Annotated in this window: 2 protein-coding genes; both read right to left on the bottom strand. The window is 30.5% G+C overall.

Features of this window, described 5'->3' with window-relative positions:
• Positions 1-336 precede the first annotated feature (336 nt).
• Positions 337-714, bottom strand: a complete 378-nt coding sequence (locus ABD730_RS12930) for a hypothetical protein (RefSeq protein WP_334471831.1) — start codon at positions 712-714, stop codon at positions 337-339.
• A 780-nt stretch (positions 715-1,494) separates the two neighbouring features.
• On the bottom strand, positions 1,495-2,292 hold the full coding sequence (locus ABD730_RS12925) for a hypothetical protein (protein ID WP_425583552.1): 798 nt from the start codon (positions 2,290-2,292) through the stop codon (positions 1,495-1,497).
• Positions 2,293-2,478 lie beyond the last annotated feature (186 nt).

Below are 2,478 nucleotides of genomic sequence, written 5' to 3'. Positions count from 1 at the left end.
CAGCGCAATACTTTTTGAGATTCCGCTTTAAATTCCAACGTAGTTTTGATATGAAAATAAGTACAGAATTTAGTGATTGCCTTGAAATTGCAAGTTAGCACCAAAATCTTTGCTAACGGTTTTGTGTATGGTTAGTTGCGTGGTTAGGCAACTAAGTTAGCAAACATTTACGAACCCGTGAAAATTCCGCTGGAATTTTCGCAAGTAAGCTCAAAAAAGCAATTAACTATACACGGTGTTCTACGCAGTTTTTATTTCATTCATTTCAATATTCTGTTTATTTACTCTAAAAGTGTTATTTCTAGTTTGATTCTTAATCTTAATTCATATTGTTAATTAAGGTTTAATAATTTTAATAACTAAAGTTTTAAATTCTTGGGATTTTTTTCCATTTATGTTAATATTTTCTATATCGAAAATAGTCACATAATCTCCAGTTTTAAGCTTTCTAGCTAACGAAATAGATTTGCCATTGAGTGAATTTCCTGAAACAAGAATTGATGCGTTTCTTATGAACTTAATTTTAAAGTTTTCTATTCCAAAAGATTGGTTTTCATAGATTTCGTCACATTTAAAATTTAATTCATTGTCTGTTAATTCAGCAATTGTCATTTCGAAAGTGCAAGGCGCTTTGTCGATTAAAAGGTTTTTTGAGCTTTGACTTTGTGCGAATGAAAAATTCAAAATAATTAGTAGGATGGATAAAATTCTCATAGTTTTTAGTTTTATTAATATTTCTAATTAGGCAAATGTTTTGAGATAGTCGCGCAAATTGCGTAGAACGTGTTTGTGTATGGTTAGTTGCGTGGTTTAGCAACTAATTTAGCAAACTTTTACGAACCAGAGAAAATTCCGCAGGAATTTTCGCAAGTAGGCANCATTTTGAATTACTTGAGTTCCGTATACTTGAGGTAAGTCATCGTTCATCATTGTTCTATCTTTCATCAAAGCAATTTGCGATGCTTTTAAATCTCCATTTTTTGCTGATTTTTCTAAAAGTGGTAAGTATTTTTTTCGATTAGCATTGTCTCCATGTTGGAAAACTACCCAAACTGCGCTCATTTGCACATCGCTAACTACTTTTAATGTAGGCATTCCACATTTTTCAATTAAACTAACTACTGTTATCAGATTTTCTTTATCTATTTTTGGGTTAATTTCTCCTCCATTTATTCTCATTCCTTGGTCACTATCAAAAACATTTTGCAAAATTTCCGGAACTTTATTGCAATTAATATCTATCAATTCTAATGGTTGATAATTTTGATCCTTACAAGATGAAAGGATTATAAATAGGCTAAATATCAAAAGTTTGTAATTCATTCACGGTGTTTTTCAAATTGCATAGAACGGTCTCGTATAACCGTCAGTTACGGGTTAATATGCGTTAGTTTTCGGTTTAGCACAGACGTTAGCAATTCCGAGTGGATTCGGACGTAGTCGAATCCGCCGTAATTGCGGTTATACATTGTTGTGCTTTCGTTATTTTTTGACTTATTCATCTTTCATATAATATTTTAATGACTTGATTTTATTAAGATTTAGATAATCTCCATCAAGGTAGTATTCGAGTGCCGATTTTAAATTTTTATTAGACGTTTCAAGTCCTTCAAAACATTGTATCGCCCAAGATGTTTTATGTCTTAATTCGTATAGGATTTGGTCAAATTCCGATGTGTTATAGTGAGCAATCAAACTATCTCTATCTAACAATTCTACTTCATACATAATAAATTTATATCGTTCAGCACTGAATGATTCATCCACATTGTTTATGTTATTCTTAAAAAAGAATGGTCTTAATGTACCGATTTTCATTAAATTCCATTCTTCAATTGCTTCTACCACCAATTGTTCTCTCCATATGATATCCCTAAACAGTTCTTGAATTTTGTCATTATTAATTTTGTCAAATTTTGATTCATAATTATCAGTTATTAATGGTCTGAATGAATGTGTCCAAATCAATAAATTAAAATTTAAAGTCGAATCATTTGGGATTTGTTTTCTTGACTGTTCGTAAAGAGAAAAATTTAAGTCTTGGTACATTTTGAACCAATTTATTTGTGTTCTTGTGGCATTAGAAGCCTCATCTAAATCCAGAATAGTGGATTCATAAAATTTTTTTACACTTTCTTCAGCTTTTCTTTCATCATTTTTATTGTTAATCTGTAGTGCAATCAAAATTCCAATAACAACAAGAATAATTTCACCAATTGCGTAAATCAGATACTTGCTGAATTTATTTTCTGTAAGCATTTTTTGTCTAATTTTTCTAAAGAACTTTATCATTGGTTAGCGGTTGGTTATAATGAAGCACAACGTGTTTGTGTATGATTAGTTGCGTGGTTAAGCACGTAATTTAGCAAATAAAAACCGAATAGAAAATCCGAGAGGATTTTCGTAAGTAGGCTAGAACCAAGCAATTAATTATACACGTCTTAAGTTTACAATTCATTAAATTTAAGGATAAATCAG

The sequence above is a fragment of the Winogradskyella damuponensis genome (assembly GCF_039538385.1).
Lineage (GTDB): Bacteria > Bacteroidota > Bacteroidia > Flavobacteriales > Flavobacteriaceae > Winogradskyella > Winogradskyella damuponensis.
The sequence above is the reverse complement of the archived record's forward strand: the minus strand, read 5'-3'. Positions and strand labels throughout refer to the sequence as shown.